This window comes from Pseudomonas sp. Marseille-Q7302, from assembly GCF_965111925.1.
Genome location: NZ_CBCOPK010000001.1, coordinates 990,917 through 1,005,584, shown reverse-complemented (window position 1 = coordinate 1,005,584; position 14,668 = coordinate 990,917). Strand labels below are relative to the sequence as shown.

Genomic DNA, 14,668 nt, shown 5'->3' with positions numbered 1-14,668 from the left:
GTCATGCATCCCACTCGACTCGCTGCATTCATCGCCACCGCCTTGCTCGGCCCGGCTGCCTGGGCCACGGACGCCGCCACCGATGAGGTCGCCAATCTGCAACCCACGGTGATCTCGGCCACTCGCGCGGAAAGCACCATCGCCTCCATCCCCGGTTCGGTCCAGGTGATCGATGCCGCCCAGGTGCGCGAGCAGACAGGAGCGGGTCGCCGCATCGCCGACATCCTCGGTGAGCTGGTGCCTGGCATGGCGCCGTCCAGTGGTGGCATGAGCAACTACGGCCAGACCCTGCGCGGGCGTAATACCCTGGTGCTGATCGACGGGGTGTCGCAGAACGCCACCCGCGACAACTTCCGTCAGCTCAACAGCATCGCGCCGGAGAGCATCGAGCGCATCGAGGTCATCTCCGGCGCCAGCAGCATCTACGGCGCGGGCGCTTCCGGCGGCATCATCAACATCATCACCAAACGCAACCAGGGTCAGGATCTGGCTTTCAGCAGCAAGCTCGGCCTGACTACGGGCAAGGACTTCCAGCGCCAGGGCTTCGCCTACGAGGGCTTCCAGAGTGCCACCGGCCGCCAAGGTCCGTTCGACTGGTACTTGTCAGGCGCCTACACCCAGCGCAACGACCAATTCGACGCCCAGGGCGAGCGCATTCCCCAGGACACCTCCCAGGGCAGCAACATGGACACCGACACCCGCGATCTGCAGGGACGCTTCGGTTATGCCCTGGACGATGACCGCAAGCTGACCCTGGGGCTGCAGGACTATCGCGATCGGCAGGACACCGACTACACCAAGGACCCGAACAACAATCGGGAAGCGGTGGCGGTCAAGGGCCTGCAGCTGGACGACCAGCCGCAGACCACCAACCAGGCCATCAACCTCAACTACAGCGACGCGGCCTTCTTCGGCCAGACGCTGAACGTCGAGAGCTACTGGCGCAAGTCCGCTGCGCTGTTCTTTCCCGACATCTCCCGTGGCCGCGCCGGCTATTCCGCCACCGACAGCCGCCAGACCGTCTACGGCCTGCGCACAGCGGTCGATACCCCGCTACCGCAGATCGGCGAAGCCATGGGCAACCTGGTCTGGGGCCTGGACTACAGCCACGAGCGCGCCGAGCAGACCGGCGACCAGTACGCGGTCAACGGTCTGGACTATCGCAAGACCGGCGTGACCTACGATCTCGGTCCGGAACTGGCCACCGCGACCAAGGCGCTGTTCGCCCAGACCGCCTGGGACATCGGCGACTGGACCATCCGCGGTGGCGTCCGTCGCGAATGGATCGACAGCGAAGTGGAAGACAGCACCGCCTTTGGCGACGTGGTCCGCACCGGTCGCGGCGGCACCTTGCAGGGCGGCACCCTGAAATACGACGCCACCCTCTACAACCTGGGTGCTGTCTATCACCTCTCGGCCCAGCAGGATGTGTTCGCCAATTTCAGCCAAGGCTTCTCGCTGCCGGACATCCAACGCTTCCTGCGTGACGTCGGCAGCACCTACGACATCCAGAATCTCAATGCCCAGGCCATCAAGGTCGACAGCTACGAACTCGGCTGGCGCGGCAACTGGCGGCCACTGCAGGCCCAGGTCACGCTCTACCAGAACACCTCGGACGTCACCCAGTTCTATGACGCCACTGACCGGGTTCTGCGGCTGATCGACCAGCGCGAGCGGGTGCGTGGCGTGGAGAGCAGCCTGACCTGGCGGCTCGACGACAACTGGTCGCTGGGCGGGAGCTACGCCTGGTCCAAGGGCGAGACCCGGCAGAACGGCCAGTGGATCGACCTGCCCGCCACCCGCATTTCGCCGGCCAAGACCACGCTGTTCCTCGGCTACACCCAGCAGGCCTACAACCTGCGCCTGCAGGGCATGCGCCTGGCCGACTACGACGCCGCCGATCGCGATGGCAACGGACGCAGCATCGACGGCTATACCCTGGTGGACCTGCTGGGCACCGTCGAACTGCCCAAGGGGCGGTTGGAAGGTGGCATCTACAACCTGACCAATCGCAGCTACCAGACCCTGCTGGCCCAGGCCAGCGGCCGGGCGCCCTACCCCGAGGGCCAGGGCCGCACCTTCAGCCTGGCCTATGCCATCGACTGGTGAGGGTCGTTCCGGCGCTCAACCCACCGACCAGAGTTCATCGAGGCGGGTGGTGTAGCGCGGGCTGAGCAGGTCGCGGCGCATCTGCCAGGCGGGATCGCGCGGAATCCGGGCTGGACGCAGGGTTTCGCGACCGAACTTGCCGTTGATGGCGTCCAGCGTTGCCATCAGCCGGGTAGCGGCCGGATCCGGCGCGCCAACGAAGAGATCCGCGGCCACCTCGCTACGGCCGCAGAGATCGAGCAGCAACACCTCGGCCTTGGCATAACCGAAACCGTCGCGAAATATCTCGCGCAGGCCGGACTGGGCATAGTCGTTGAGTACCCGAGTGTCGTCGCTGGGGGCCGGTAGGTTGAGCAGGCTGGCGTTGGCATAGCGGCCCTCGTCCGCGCCATGCATCCCGGTCTGGATGCTGACCCTCAGGGTGCGACAGAGCGAACCCTGGGCGCGCAGCTTTTCCGCAGCGCGGGCGGTGTAGCTGGCCACCGCCTCGGCCAGGGCGCCGAACTGGTACTGGCGGCGACCGAACATGCGGCTGCTGCAAATGGTCTGCCGCGGCGCCTCCAGTTCTTCGAGACTCAGGCAGGCCAGGCCGCGCAATTCCCGGGCGGTCTTTTCCAGCACCACGCTGTAGCGCTGGCGCAGTGACCAGGCATCCTGCGCGGCTAGTTCCCAGGCATTGGTGACGCCCTCGCCCCGCAGGCGCGCGGCCAGGCGCCGGCCGACACCCCAGACGTCTTCGATCGGCGAATGCTTCAGCACCCAGTCATGCACCACCGGATCGCGCAGATCCAGCACGCCACCGGTGCGCTCCGGCCAGCGCTTGGCGGCGGCATTGGCCAGCTTGGCCAGGGTCTTGGTGCTGGCGATGCCGACGCTGACCGGGATGCCCGTCCATTTCTGCACCCGCGCCTGCAGGCGGTGGCCGAGGGCGTCCAGGGGCTCGGGCAGGCCAGCCAGATCGGCGAATACCTCGTCGATGCTGTAACGCTCCAGGCGCGGCACCAGGGTTGCGAGAGTGCGCATCACCCGGTCGCTCATGTCGCCGTAGAGCGCATAGTTGGAGCTGAAGGCCGCGACCTCGCCACGCTGGGCCAGCTCGCGCACCTGGAACCAGGGCGCGGCCATGGCGATGCCCAAGCGCTTGGCCTCGGCCGAGCGGGCGATCACGCAGCCGTCGTTGTTCGATAGCACCACCACCGGGCGTCCGGCGAGATCGGGGCGGAAGACCCGCTCGCAACTGCAATAGAAGGCATTGCAGTCGATCAGCGCCAATACCGACTCAGCCATGGCCAAAGTGCCTCAGGCTGTGGGTGGCCACACCCCAGACTTCGAAGTCGTCGCGCTCGCCGATGACCAGCGGCGCATAGGCGGGATTTTCCGCCAGCAGGACGAAGTTCGCGCCGCGCCGGCCCAGGCGCTTTAGGGTGGGTTCGCGATCGCGCACCGCCACCACGATATCGCCCACCCGCGCCGGACGGGCGCGGTCAATGATCACCAGATCGCCAGGAAAGATGCCCACCCCGGTCATGCTGTCGCCACTGACCTGGATGACGTAGGTATGAGGAGCGCGCAGGTCGACCAGTTCGTCCAGCGAGACCTGGCGCTCCAGATGATCCTGGGCCGGCGAGGGAAAACCGCACGGCAGGCGAAAATCATAGAGCGGCAGCTGGGTGTCGGACGACGCCAGGCAACCCAGGACGGTAACGGACATGACATGGTGCTCCTGCGGATAACTGTCTATTTATACAGTTATCCGCAGGAGCCAGGTTGTAAAGTCGGACCTGGTTCCTGCCGATGAGCGGCGCCATCAGGCGCTGAGGCGAAAGCGCGATACTACGCTGCGCAGATCCTGGGAGAGGCCCGCCAGGCGCTCGGCGGTACCGGCGTCGGACTCGATCCCGCTCAGTACCTGCACGGTACTGGCACGGATGCCCGTGGTGTTGCGGTTGATGTCCTCGGACACCGCGGCCTGTTGTTCCGCGGCGCTGGCGATCTGCACGTTGACGTCGACGATGCGTCCCACCGCGGAACCGATGCTGGTCAGGCTGGCGCTGGCCTGCTCGGCGGCCGCGACCCCCGTCAGCGCATGGCCACGGCTGGCCTGCATCTGGCCGACGGCCTCGCCGGTAGCGGCCTGCAATTGCTCGATGATGCGGCGAATCTCCTCGGTGGAGGTCTGGGTGCGCGAGGCCAGGGTGCGGACCTCGTCGGCCACCACGGCGAAGCCGCGGCCCTGCTCACCGGCCCGGGCGGCCTCGATGGCGGCGTTGAGGGCCAGCAGATTGGTCTGCTCGGCGATGGTACGGATCACCGCGATGACCCCGCCGATGGCCTGGCTGTGACTTTCCAGGGCGGCGACCTTGGTGGCGCTGAGATCCACCTCGGCGGCCAGGGCTTCGATGGCCTGTTGGGTCTGCTGCATCACCCGGGCGCCGTCACGGGTGGCCTGATCGGCCTGCTGAGCAGCCGCGACAGCGCCTTCGGTGTTGTTGGCGACGTCCGCCACGCTGGCGGTCATCTCGGTGATGGCCGTGGCCACCTGGTCGGTCTCGCCCTGTTGCGCCTGCATGGTCGAGCGTGCCTGACCGATGGAGCCAGCCAGGGCGCCGGACGCCTGGGCGACCGCATGGGACGCCTGATCGACCTCGCGCAGCGAGCGACCGAAGGCCTCCAGCATCTCATCCAGGCTACGACCGATGCCGGCGATCTCGTCACGCCCGGACAAGGCGGCCCGGCGGCTCAGATCGCCCCGGGCAGCGGCGGCGGTCACCTCGACCAGCTCGGCGATCCCCAGGCGTAGGGCCTGGTAGATGCCGGCGAAGGTGTAGCTCAGCAGCAGCAAGGCCCCCAGGATCATGCCCAGGATCATATTGCGCAGCGCGGTCTCATGGGCCAGGCGCTCGGCCAGCATCTGGGACAGAAGGCCCTGGGCCTCTTCCAAAACCTTGTAGTAGCGGGCGACCACGGCATTGCCCTGGGCACCCAGAGCGCGCCCGGCAACCACACCCTCCCCGCTCATGGCGGTCAGCATGCCCTGGCGGAAGTTGGCATAGTCGTCCGCCGCGAGCGCCAGGGAGCCCTTGAGGCGTTGCGCCAGCTCAGGCGCCTGGCGCGCCAGCAGCCGCAAACCCTGCTCCAGTTCGTCGGCGGTCTGCTGCTCCTGGCGCACCAGGGTACGCGCCACATTGAGGGTGGCCGGATCGAAGCTGTTGGTAGCGCTCAGGCCGCTCGCCAGGCCGCGCAGCTGGCCGATGAGATTGATCTCCCGCGGCAGTCGCAGCGAGGTGATATCGATGAGAAAAAGGCTGGTGTAGTCGGCATCCAGCGCCAGGCCCGAGGTGGCCGAGACGTAATAGAAGAAGTTGAGGGTCTTGGTCAGCTGCTCATTCCAGCCTTCGAACACCTCCAGGGAGTTGCCTGAGGTTCCCTGCAGCAGCCGTTCGGCTCCCAGCCGCAGCTGGCTGACGCGATCGCCGGTTTCCAGCTTCCCGCCGAGTTCACGATCCAACTGCCCCAGGTCGTCATAGGCCTTGAGCAGGTTGTCGCGATTGTTCTGCCAATCCTGCTGCGCCGAGGTGTCGCCATCCTGGACACGCTTGGTCAGGGCACGTTGCAACATACTCAGTCGGGCGACCGGGGTCAGCTGCGTCAGATAGCGCTGACCGTCGATCTCCTGGGTCAGGCTCACGCGCTGCTCCTGGATATCCTGATAGAGGTAGACGCTGAGAAACAGGAGCGGCACCAGAACGATGGTGGCGAGGCAGACGAACTTGGCGGGGAACCTCAGGCGATTCATTATCGTTACAGCAGGGGTCAGCAGATTCATGGCTAGCTCGGGCGGCGGCGAAAGGGGTCATTAGGGCTGTACCGCCCTATTTGTGACGTAATAGACAAAAATTCTTGTAACAGTTTCGTCTTTATCGAGCTGTCGCTTCGCTTCCCTGGCTATTTGCCACTCGGCGGTCGAAAGCCGCCCCTCAACGGTCTTCGGATAGCTCTAGCATGCATGACTTATTGATTCGCAATGCCTTGGTGCTGGACGGCCACGACCGTCCGGGCAGGCCGCTTGATGTCGCTATCGCAGCCGGACGTATCCAAAAGCTGGGCGACTTGGCCACTGAACCAGCCCGAGAGGTCCGCGACGGCAGCGGCCTGGTGCTGGCGCCTGGCTTCATCGACGTCCATACCCATGACGACAGCATGGTCATCCGCCGGCCGCAGCAACTGCCCAAGCTCAGCCAGGGGGTCACCACCGTGGTGGTGGGCAATTGCGGCATCAGCGCCGCGCCGGTCCGTTTGCGCGGTGAGCCGCCGGACCCGCTGAATCTGCTCGGCCCGGCCGCGGCTTTCGTCTATCCCACCTTCGCCGCCTACCGCACCGCCGTGGAACAGGCCCGTCCCGGCGTCAATGTCGCCGCCCTGGTGGGCCACACGGCGCTGCGCAGCAATCACTTGGATGATCTCTACCGCGCCGCCACTCCGGCCGAGATCGCCGCCATGCGTGCCGAGTTGCGCGACAGCCTGGCCGCCGGTGCCCTGGGGCTTTCCAGCGGCCTGGCCTATGCGTCCGCCGCGGCGGCCCCGACCGACGAGGTGGCCCAGCTCGCCGCGGAGCTGGATGCCCTGGGCGGACTCTATGCCACCCATTTGCGCAGCGAATTCGCCGCGGTCCACGAAGCGCTGGACGAAGCCCTGGACATCGGTCGCCAGGCCCGGGCACCGGTGGTGGTCTCCCACTTCAAGTGCGCCGGGGTGGACAACTGGGGGCGCGCACCGGAACTGCTCGGCGCCCTGGCCGAGGCCGCGCAGACCCAACAGGTTGGCTGCGACTGCTATCCCTATGCCGCCAGCTCCTCCACCCTGGATCTCAAGCAGGTCACCCATCGGCATCGCATCACCATCACCTGGTCCACCCCGTATCCCGAATGCGGCGGCCGCGACCTGGACGCCATCGCCGCCGACTGGGGGCTGGACCTGGACAGCGCCGCACGCCGCCTGCAACCGGCCGGGGCCGTCTACTACGGCATGAGCGAAGCCGATGTGCGGCTGATCCTGGCCCATCCGCTGAGCATGATCGGCTCCGACGGCCTGCCCGAGGATCCCTTCCCGCACCCACGCCTCTGGGGCGCCTTTCCGCGGGTGCTCGGCCATTTCAGCCGTGACCTCGGTCTCTTCCCCCTGCACACCGCGGTGCACAAGATGACCGGTCTTTCCGCCGCGCGCTTCGGCCTCAAGGATCGCGGCCTGATCGAACCGGGCACCCATGCCGACCTGGTGCTGTTCGATCCCGCCCGCATTCGCGATGTGGCCGATTTCAGCGAGCCACAGCGCCCCGCAGAAGGCATCCACGCCGTCTGGGTGAATGGCCGTCTGGCCTATGTGCCGGACCAGAGCATCGACGAGCGCCATGGCCGCTTCCTGCCCCGTGCCGGGGACCTGCGGCAAACCTTCCCACGCTGCTGATCGAACGCTACCGGGTAACGTCCTGACCTGGTGCGCCGCCGTTACCTTCCGCCACTTCCCGGTGCCACCCACGGCACCGAGAGCCTCTTCCTTGCCCGTCGTTCAAGCCAAGCCATTGATTTGCAAAGCCGTCGAAAAAGCTGGCACAGTGACTGCAATCCATTCCGTTGTTACGAACATAATTCCGCTATAACGGAAAAGGAGTCGCACAATGACGGGCAAGACGAAGGGGTGGAAAACACTGGCGCTGCTGGTGGGTCTGGTCGCCATGACCGGCGCCCAGGCGGCCAAGCTGGATGACGTACTCAAGCGCGGTCACCTGATAGTGGGTACCGGCAGCACCAACGCCCCCTGGCACTTCCAAGGCGCCGACGGCAAGTTGCAGGGCTTCGATATCGATATCTCCAAGGTCATCGCCAAGGGGCTGTTCAACGATCCGGAAAAGGTCGAATTCGTCGTCCAGGGCTCGGATGCGCGCATCCCCAACCTGCTCACCGACAAGGTCGACATCAGCTGCCAGTTCATCACCGTGACCGCCAGCCGCGCCCAGCAGGTCGCCTTCACCCTGCCCTATTACCGTGAGGGCGTGGCCCTGCTCTTGCCGGCCAACAGCCGCTACCAGCAGATCGACGACCTCAAGGCGGCCAAGGGCGACCTGACCGTGGCCGTGCTGCAGAACGTCTATGCCGAGGAGCTGGTGCACCAGGCGCTGCCCGGCGCCAAGGTCGATCAGTACGACAGCGTCGATCTGCTCTACCAGGCCCTGGGCACCGGCCGTGCCGACGCCGTGGCCACCGACCAGTCCTCGGTCAAGTACCTGATGACCCAGAATCCCGGTCGCTACCGCTCGCCCGACTATGCCTGGAGCCCCCAGACCTACGCCTGCGCGGTCAAGCGCGGCGAACAGGACTGGCTGAACTTCGTCAACACCGCCCTGCACGAGGCCATGACCGGTGTGGAATTCCCCACCTACCAGGCGTCCTTCAAGAAGTGGTTCGGTGTCGAGCTGCCGTCTCCGGCGATCGGCTTCCCTGTCGAGTTCAAGTGATCCTGGCCCGGCGCGGTTCGTCCGCGCCCTCTCGGTAGACGTCGAGCATGAACTACACCCTCAACTTCGCCCCCGTGTGGCAGAACCTGGATCACCTGCTGGCCGGGCTCGCCCTCGGCCTGCAGCTGGCCCTGGTGGGCATCGCCATCGGCTGCCTGATCGGCCTGGCCACCGCCTTCGCCCTGCTCTCGCGGGTGCGGGCGCTGCGCTGGCTCGCGGCGGGCTACGTCACCTTGGTGCGCAACACCCCGATCCTGGTGCTGATCCTGCTGCTGTACTTCGCCCTGCCCAGCGTCGGCATCCGCCTGGACAAGCTCAGCTCCTTTCTCATCACCCTGGCGCTCTATGCCGGGGCCTACCTGGCCGAGGTGTTTCGCGGCGGCCTCATGGCCATTCCCAAGGGCCAGCGCGAGGCGGGCCTGGCCATCGGCCTGCGCGAATGGCAGATCAAGGCCTACGTCATCATTCCGGTGATGCTGCGCAACGTCCTGCCGTCGCTCTCCAACAGCTTCATCTCCTTGTTCAAGGACACCTCCCTGGCAGCGGCCATCGCCGTGCCGGAGCTGACCTACCAGGCACGCAAGATCAACCTGGAAAGCTACCGGGTCATCGAGACCTGGCTGGTGACCAGTGTCCTCTACATCCTCACCTGCTACGTCATCGCCCTGCTGCTGCGCCAGCTGGAGCGGCGACTGAGCCTGACCCGCTAGGAGCCCGAACGTGTACGAAGCCCCCTCCTGGTTCCTGGAATTGTGGAACGCTCGCCAGACCCTGGCCGCCGGTTTCGCCACCACCCTGGCCTGTTCGCTGCTGGCAGTGCTGGGCGGTACCCTGCTGGGTACCCTCGGCGGCCTGGCGCTGACCTACGGCCGCTGGCCGCTGCGCCTACCGTTCCGCCTCTACTCCGATCTGATCCGCGGCACCCCGGTGTTCGTGCTGGTGCTGGCCTGCTACTACATGGCCCCTGCCCTGGGCCTGCGACCCACGCCGTTTCAGGCCGGCACCGCGGCCCTGCTGCTGTTCTGCGGCTCCCATGTGGCGGAGATCGTCCGTGGCGCCCTGCAGGCCATCCCGCGCGGTCAGCACGAGGCCGCCAAGGCCATTGGCCTGACCTTCGTGCAGAGTCTCCAGGAGGTACTGCTACCCCAGGCGTTGCGCCAGATCCTGCCGACCTGGGTCAACGCCTCCACCGAGATCGTCAAGGCCTCCACCCTGCTCTCGGTGATCGGCGTGGCCGAACTGCTGCTTAGCAGCCAGCAGGTCATCGCCCGCACCTTCATGACCCTGCAGTTCTATCTGTTCGCCGGACTGCTGTTCTTTCTCATCAACTTCGCCATCGAGCGGCTCGGCCGCTACCTGGAAAAACGGGTGACCCTGCCATGACCGCTGCCAACGACCCCTTGCTGAGTATCAACGGCCTGCACAAGAGCTTTGGCGAGGTGGAGGTGCTCAAGGGCATCGATCTCAGCCTCTACCGTGGCGACGTGGTGACCCTGATCGGCTCCAGTGGCTCGGGCAAGACCACCCTGCTGCGCTGCGTCAACCTGCTGGAAGACTTTCAGGGTGGCAGCATCCAGCTGGCCGGCGAGGCCATCGGCTACCGCGAAGACGGCGGTCGCCGCCAGCGCCTGCCGGAGCGCGAGGTCGCCCGCCAGCGTTCGCTCACAGGCATGGCCTTCCAGCAATTCAATCTGTTCCCCCACCTCACCGCCCTGGAAAACGTCACCCTCGGCCTGCGCAAGGTCAAGAAGATGGGCAAGGACGAAGCCATCGCCCTCGGCGAGCAGTGGCTGCGTCGGGTCGGGCTGCTCGAGCGGCGCGACCACCATCCCGGCCAGCTCTCCGGCGGTCAGCAGCAACGGGTGGCCATCGCCCGCGCCATCGCCATGAACCCCAGCCTGATGCTGTTCGACGAACCCACCTCGGCGCTGGATCCGGAGCTGGTCGGCGAGGTGCTGGCAGTGATCAAGGACCTGGCCCAGGATGGCATGACCATGCTGCTGGTGACCCACGAGATGAGATTCGCCTATGAGGTCTCCGATCGCATCGTCTTCATGAGCCAGGGTCGCATCGAGGAGCAGGGTCCGCCGCGCGAACTGTTCGAGCGGCCCCGCTCCACCCGTCTCGCCGAATTCCTCGGCCGGACCTCCTTCTGAATCATCCCCCGCTACAGGAGCAACACCATGAGCATCATTCGTTACGGCGCCGGCGAACGCGGCGCAGGTGGCCAACCCCTCCCCTTCGCCCGTGCGGTGGAAGCCGATGGCTGGCTGCACGTCTCCGGCCAGGTGGCCATGGAGAACGGCGAGATCATCGACGGCGGCATCGTCGCCCAGACCCACAAGACCATGCAGAATCTGATCGCCATCCTGAACGAGGCCGGCTACGGTCTGGAGCACGTGGTACGCGCCGGCGTCTGGCTGGACGATCCCCGCGATTTCTGGAGCTTCAACAAGGTGTTCGCCGAATACTTCGCCGACAACGCCCCGGCGCGCGCCTGCGTGCAATCCTCCATGATGGTGGACTGCAAGGTCGAGATCGACTGCATCGCCTACAAACCCAAGGCCTGAGACAAATCACACAGATGACCGAACCTACCCGCCAGAGAGCCCGCGGCCTGGACCGCGCCTTCGACATCCTCGATCACCTCAAGCGGGTGGGTCGGCCGCTGCGACCCAACGAGATCGCCGCCGGCCTGGGCATTCCCAAGTCCACCGTCTACGACCTGGTCGGCCTGTTGCTGGAGCGGCACATGCTCGATGCCGTGGGCCGCGACGGTCAGGTCTACCTGGGCCGCGAGCTGTACTTTCTCGGCCAGGCGCACCTGCGCCACTTCGACCTGGCCCGCGAGGCCGGGCTGCTGCTGGACGACATCGTCGCCCGGACCCGCGAGACCGCCCAGCTGTGCCAGCTCAACGGCCGCAAGTACACCGTCTCGCTGATGAAGGAAGGCGCCCGCGCCTTTCGCATCTCCTCCAACGTCGGCGAGGACGCGCCCATTCCCTGGACCGCCTCTGGCCGGTTGCTGCTCGGCCATCTGAGCGACGCCGAGATCCTCGCCCTGATCGATCCGGACGACTTCATCCTGCCCGATGGCAGCCGCCTGCCGCCGGCGACCTTCATCGCCGAGATCCGCAGCGCCTGCGCCGAGGGCTTCTTTTCCTTCGACAGCATCGCCGACACCTACACCCACTGCTTCGCCGCTCCGGTGCAGGACGCCAGCGGCCTGTGCATCGCCACCCTGTGCATCGTCGCGCCCCGTGCCGACGCCCAGGCCCACCATGCCGAGTACCGCCAGGTGCTGGTCGACAGCGCTCGCCGCCTGTCCCAGCGCCTGGGCGGCCAGGAGAATCCATGACCGCTCTACATGCCCCCGAGAAAGGCGCCGCCACCCCTGGCGACAGCCTGCTCCGCGACATCGCCCTGCCCGCCCTGGTCATCCACCAGCGGGCGCTCGATCACAACATCGCCTGGATGCAGGCCTTCGCCAGCGACCGCGGCGCGCAGCTGGCGCCCCATGGCAAGACCAGCATGGCGCCAGCGCTGTTCCAGCGGCAGCTGGCGGCCGGCGCCTGGGGCATGACCCTGGCCACCGCGATCCAGACCCGCGCCGCCCAGGCCCATGGCGTACGCCGGGTGCTGATGGCCAACCAGCTGGTCGGGGCGCCGAACATGGCGCTGATCGCCGAGCTACTGAGCGCCGACCCTGATTTCGATTTCCATTGCCTGGTGGACCATCCCGATCAGGTCACGGCCCTGGGCGCCTTCTTCGCCGAACGCGGCCTGGCGCTGCAGGTGATGATCGAATACGGCGTGCCCGGCGGTCGTTGCGGCTGCCGCAGCGAATCCGAGGTACGTGCCCTGGCCCAGGCCATCGCCGGACAACCGGCGCTGCGGCTGACCGGTATCGAAGGTTACGAGGGCGTGATTCACGGCGTCGAGGCAGTGACCGACATCCGCGCCTTCGCCGATTCCCTGGTGCGTTTGGCCGAGGAGTTGCGTGGCCAGGGCGCCTTCTCCCTCGACCGGCCCATCGTCACCGCTTCGGGCTCGGCCTGGTACGACCTGATCGCCGCCGCCTTCGATCGGCTGGAGGTACGAGAACGTTTCCTGGCCGTCCTGCGCCCCGGCAGCTATGTGGTCCATGACCACGGCATCTACCGCGACGCCCAGGGCGGCGTCCTGGCGCGCACCGGCCTGGCCGAGGGCCTGCAGCCAGCGCTGGAGGTCTGGGCCCACGTGCAGTCGCTGCCCGAACCCGGCTTTGCCATCCTGGCCCTGGGCAAGCGCGACGTCGCCCATGACGCCGGCCTGCCGCTGCCATTACGCCGCTACCGACCGGGTCAGGCCACTAGCGCAGCCGTAGACATGAGTGGCTGCACCGTCACCGCCATCATGGACCAGCATGCCTTCATGGTCGTCGCGCCAGGTACGGAGCTGGCTATCGGCGATATCGTCGCCCTGGGCACCTCCCATCCTTGCCTGACCTTCGACAAGTGGCGCCAGGGCTGCATCGTCGACGAGGGGCTGCAGGTGGTCGAGACCTTCGCGACCTGCTTCTGAGGCGCTAGGGACGCAGCTCGCCTTCTTCCTCGCCATCCCAATAGCGGATGCGCTCGGCATGCACCTTGATGAGGATCATGCCGGGCGTATCGGTGCCCTGGGGAAACCAGCGGTTCAGTTTCTTGGTCCAGTGCGCCTCGAACTGCGCCTTGTCACGGATCAGCTCGGCCCGGCCCTCGATGCCGATGAAGATGCCGGGCTTGCCCAGCAGGCTCTTGCCCTCGCTGAAGCTAAGGCCCACCGCCGGATCCTGTTCGATGTCGCGGATCTTGGCCGAGTCGTCATAGGCGTAGAACCAGGAATCGCCATCGTACTCGACGTCGCCGTTGTTGCTCATCGGCCGGCTGGTCAGGCGTCCGGTGCCGGTGGTCAGCATGCAGAAATCCAGATCGCTCATCGCTTTGGACAGGTCGTGCAGGGTCTTGTCGGCCATGGGGGTCGCTCCGGTGGGGTGGGCGGTGTTGCCCGTCTGAATTCAGACCCGAAACTGCCGCCGCTTGGTTCCGATGCGCCGGCGCCAACCCGGCTTTTCGGACGGGCTGCCCTAGTGGGAAGACACGTATAGCGCCGACGCGGGCGGCACCGGCAGTGCGTAGGTCGCCTTCATCCAGTCGATTTCCGCCAACGGCGTCCGGCCAAACAGACGCTTGAATTCGCGGCTGAACTGCGAGGCGCTTTCGTAGCCCACGGCAAAGGCCGCGCTCGCGGCCGGCAGGGCGTCGCGCAGCATCAGCAGCCGCGCCTGATGCAGCCGGGTCGACTTCAGGTACTGCATGGGCGTGGTACCCGTCACCTCGCGGAAGTGTCGATGAAAGCTGGGCTGACTCATGCGCGCCTCCTGCGCCAGCGACGCGACGTCCAGCCGCTCGGCATAGCGGGCGTGCAGGGTACGCAATGATCGTGCGATGCGGCCGAAATGTCCCTGGCGATCCAGGGCCGCGCGTAACGAGCCGCCCTGGGCACCGGTCAGGATCCGATAGTAGACCTCGCGCAGCAAGGCGTGCCCCAGCAATCGGGCGTCCGTCGGCACGCTCAACACCTCCAGAAAGCGTAGGGTCGACTGGCGCAGCGGCTCATCGAGGGGCGAAGCATAGAGTCCTCGGGGTGGCTCGACCGTTGGTCCCAGTTCGCTATCGAGCTGCAGCACCAGTTCACCGAGCAGGCGAAAATCAAGCCGCAGGTAGATGGCCAGCAGCGGTGCCTCCGGGCTGGCATCGGTCTCCATGGTGAAGGGTACGGGCACCGATACCACGAGGTAATGCTGGGCGTCGTAACGATAGACGCGTTCGCCGAAGTAGCCGCGCTTGCCACCCTGGCAGACGATGACGACACCGGGATCGTAGAGCACCGGTACGCCGGTCAGGGGGCGATCCGAGCGCAGGAAGCGGACGTCCTCCAAGGCGCTGAGGTTGTAGCCCTCCCGTGGTGCCAGCTTACCTAGCAAAGCTACCAGACGCGCGGGGACGGGATCGCTCGGGGTCATGG

At 66.4% G+C, this 14,668-nt stretch carries 14 protein-coding genes; 9 read left to right on the top strand and 5 right to left on the bottom strand.

The window, feature by feature from the left end; genetic code table 11:
• The first annotated feature begins 3 nt into the window (after positions 1-3).
• Positions 4-2,109, top strand: coding sequence for a TonB-dependent receptor (locus ACWPW1_RS04740; RefSeq protein WP_454252453.1), 2,106 nt, complete (start codon positions 4-6; stop codon positions 2,107-2,109).
• 15 nt (positions 2,110-2,124) lie between these two features.
• On the opposite strand, the gene ACWPW1_RS04735 is transcribed toward ACWPW1_RS04740, so the two are convergent.
• From ACWPW1_RS04735 to ACWPW1_RS04725, 3 genes are all read right to left on the bottom strand, one after another.
• On the bottom strand, positions 2,125-3,396 hold the full coding sequence (locus ACWPW1_RS04735; protein WP_454252452.1) for a Y-family DNA polymerase: 1,272 nt from the start codon (positions 3,394-3,396) through the stop codon (positions 2,125-2,127).
• A complete protein-coding gene (locus ACWPW1_RS04730) occupies positions 3,389-3,820 on the bottom strand; it encodes a LexA family protein (RefSeq protein ID WP_454252451.1) in 432 nt (143 codons plus the stop codon). The genes ACWPW1_RS04735 and ACWPW1_RS04730 overlap by 8 nt, the downstream gene beginning before the upstream one ends.
• A gap of 96 nt (positions 3,821-3,916) precedes the next feature.
• Positions 3,917-5,935 (bottom strand): methyl-accepting chemotaxis protein, encoded by a 2,019-nt coding sequence (locus ACWPW1_RS04725; RefSeq protein WP_454252450.1) that lies wholly within the window; start codon positions 5,933-5,935, stop codon positions 3,917-3,919.
• A 176-nt stretch (positions 5,936-6,111) separates the two neighbouring features.
• On the opposite strand from ACWPW1_RS04725, the gene ACWPW1_RS04720 reads away from it, so the two are divergent.
• The 8 genes from ACWPW1_RS04720 to ACWPW1_RS04685 all read left to right on the top strand — a co-directional run bounded on the left by ACWPW1_RS04720 (position 6,112) and on the right by ACWPW1_RS04685 (position 13,183).
• Positions 6,112-7,572: an N-acyl-D-amino-acid deacylase family protein gene (locus ACWPW1_RS04720; RefSeq protein WP_454252449.1), complete on the top strand. Its 1,461-nt coding sequence runs from the start codon at positions 6,112-6,114 to the stop codon at positions 7,570-7,572.
• Between the two features lie 268 nt (positions 7,573-7,840).
• Positions 7,841-8,620, top strand: a complete 780-nt coding sequence (locus ACWPW1_RS04715) for a transporter substrate-binding domain-containing protein (protein ID WP_454253898.1) — start codon at positions 7,841-7,843, stop codon at positions 8,618-8,620.
• 47 nt (positions 8,621-8,667) lie between these two features.
• Entirely contained in the window at positions 8,668-9,330 is a 663-nt protein-coding gene (locus tag ACWPW1_RS04710; RefSeq protein ID WP_184292191.1) for an amino acid ABC transporter permease, read from the top strand.
• Between the two features lie 10 nt (positions 9,331-9,340).
• Positions 9,341-10,003, top strand: a complete 663-nt coding sequence (locus ACWPW1_RS04705) for an amino acid ABC transporter permease (protein ID WP_059313669.1) — start codon at positions 9,341-9,343, stop codon at positions 10,001-10,003.
• Positions 10,000-10,776, top strand: a complete 777-nt coding sequence (locus tag ACWPW1_RS04700; RefSeq protein WP_059313668.1) for an amino acid ABC transporter ATP-binding protein — start codon at positions 10,000-10,002, stop codon at positions 10,774-10,776. The genes ACWPW1_RS04705 and ACWPW1_RS04700 overlap by 4 nt, the downstream gene beginning before the upstream one ends.
• A 27-nt stretch (positions 10,777-10,803) precedes the next feature.
• Positions 10,804-11,190 carry a RidA family protein gene (locus ACWPW1_RS04695; RefSeq protein WP_454252448.1) on the top strand — a complete coding sequence of 129 codons (387 nt, stop codon included), beginning with the start codon at positions 10,804-10,806 and terminating at the stop codon, positions 11,188-11,190.
• 14 nt (positions 11,191-11,204) lie between these two features.
• Positions 11,205-11,978: an IclR family transcriptional regulator gene (locus tag ACWPW1_RS04690; RefSeq protein ID WP_454252447.1), complete on the top strand. Its 774-nt coding sequence runs from the start codon at positions 11,205-11,207 to the stop codon at positions 11,976-11,978.
• The gene (locus tag ACWPW1_RS04685; RefSeq protein WP_454252446.1) at positions 11,975-13,183 is read left to right on the top strand and encodes an amino acid deaminase; all 1,209 of its coding nucleotides are present in this window, start codon (positions 11,975-11,977) and stop codon (positions 13,181-13,183) included. The genes ACWPW1_RS04690 and ACWPW1_RS04685 overlap by 4 nt, the downstream gene beginning before the upstream one ends.
• 4 nt (positions 13,184-13,187) lie before the next feature.
• On the opposite strand, the gene ACWPW1_RS04680 is transcribed toward ACWPW1_RS04685, so the two are convergent.
• Both ACWPW1_RS04680 and ACWPW1_RS04675 read right to left on the bottom strand, forming a co-directional pair.
• The gene (locus ACWPW1_RS04680) at positions 13,188-13,616 is read right to left on the bottom strand and encodes a pyridoxamine 5'-phosphate oxidase family protein (protein WP_454252445.1); all 429 of its coding nucleotides are present in this window, start codon (positions 13,614-13,616) and stop codon (positions 13,188-13,190) included.
• 111 nt (positions 13,617-13,727) lie between these two features.
• The gene (locus ACWPW1_RS04675) at positions 13,728-14,666 is read right to left on the bottom strand and encodes an AraC family transcriptional regulator (protein WP_323148955.1); all 939 of its coding nucleotides are present in this window, start codon (positions 14,664-14,666) and stop codon (positions 13,728-13,730) included.
• Between the last annotated feature and the right edge of the window lie 2 nt (positions 14,667-14,668).

Excerpts from the sequence above, each read along its gene's own strand:
- ACWPW1_RS04740 (WP_454252453.1), top strand. The coding sequence starts at position 4 with ATGCATCCCACTCGACTCGCTGCATTCATCGCCACCGCCTTGCTCGGC.
- ACWPW1_RS04735 (WP_454252452.1), bottom strand. The coding sequence starts at position 3,396 with ATGGCTGAGTCGGTATTGGCGCTGATCGACTGCAATGCCTTCTATTGC.
- ACWPW1_RS04730 (WP_454252451.1), bottom strand. The coding sequence starts at position 3,820 with ATGTCCGTTACCGTCCTGGGTTGCCTGGCGTCGTCCGACACCCAGCTG.
- ACWPW1_RS04725 (WP_454252450.1), bottom strand. The coding sequence starts at position 5,935 with ATGAATCTGCTGACCCCTGCTGTAACGATAATGAATCGCCTGAGGTTC.
- ACWPW1_RS04720 (WP_454252449.1), top strand. The coding sequence starts at position 6,112 with ATGCATGACTTATTGATTCGCAATGCCTTGGTGCTGGACGGCCACGAC.
- ACWPW1_RS04715 (WP_454253898.1), top strand. The coding sequence starts at position 7,841 with ATGACCGGCGCCCAGGCGGCCAAGCTGGATGACGTACTCAAGCGCGGT.
- ACWPW1_RS04710 (WP_184292191.1), top strand. The coding sequence starts at position 8,668 with ATGAACTACACCCTCAACTTCGCCCCCGTGTGGCAGAACCTGGATCAC.
- ACWPW1_RS04700 (WP_059313668.1), top strand. The coding sequence starts at position 10,000 with ATGACCGCTGCCAACGACCCCTTGCTGAGTATCAACGGCCTGCACAAG.
- ACWPW1_RS04695 (WP_454252448.1), top strand. The coding sequence starts at position 10,804 with ATGAGCATCATTCGTTACGGCGCCGGCGAACGCGGCGCAGGTGGCCAA.
- ACWPW1_RS04690 (WP_454252447.1), top strand. The coding sequence starts at position 11,205 with ATGACCGAACCTACCCGCCAGAGAGCCCGCGGCCTGGACCGCGCCTTC.
- ACWPW1_RS04685 (WP_454252446.1), top strand. The coding sequence starts at position 11,975 with ATGACCGCTCTACATGCCCCCGAGAAAGGCGCCGCCACCCCTGGCGAC.
- ACWPW1_RS04680 (WP_454252445.1), bottom strand. The coding sequence starts at position 13,616 with ATGGCCGACAAGACCCTGCACGACCTGTCCAAAGCGATGAGCGATCTG.
- ACWPW1_RS04675 (WP_323148955.1), bottom strand. The coding sequence starts at position 14,666 with ATGACCCCGAGCGATCCCGTCCCCGCGCGTCTGGTAGCTTTGCTAGGT.